Genomic DNA, 383 nt, shown 5'->3' on the forward strand with positions numbered 1-383 from the left:
TTCATTCTCGGTCTGCCCGGCGAGACGCAGGACACGATCCAGAAGACGATCGAATACGCCAAGGAGATCAATCCGCACACGATCCAGGTGTCGCTCGCCGCGCCGTATCCCGGCACCAGGCTCTACAACGAGGCCGTTGAAAACGGCTGGCTCGAAGAGAACAAGGTGATCAACCTCGTCAGCAAGTCGGGCGTGCAGCTCGCGGCGATCGGCTATCCGCATCTTTCGCGCGACGAGATCTATAACCAGCTCGAACGCTTCTATAAGCATTTCTATTTCCGGCCGTCGAAGATCTGGGAAATCCTGCGCGAGATGCTGACGAGCTGGGACATGATGAAGCGGCGCTTGCGTGAAGGCGTCGAATTCTTCCGTTTCCTGCGCGC

The 383-nt window shown here is 58.0% G+C and carries 1 pseudogene; it reads left to right on the top strand.

The features are described 5' to 3' along the window. Window positions 1-383 (top strand): annotated as a pseudogene (locus P0D70_RS36865) (hopanoid biosynthesis associated radical SAM protein HpnJ); the annotation flags it as partial.

The sequence above is a fragment of the Paraburkholderia sp. RL17-381-BIF-C genome (assembly GCF_046026435.1).
GTDB lineage: Bacteria > Pseudomonadota > Gammaproteobacteria > Burkholderiales > Burkholderiaceae > Paraburkholderia.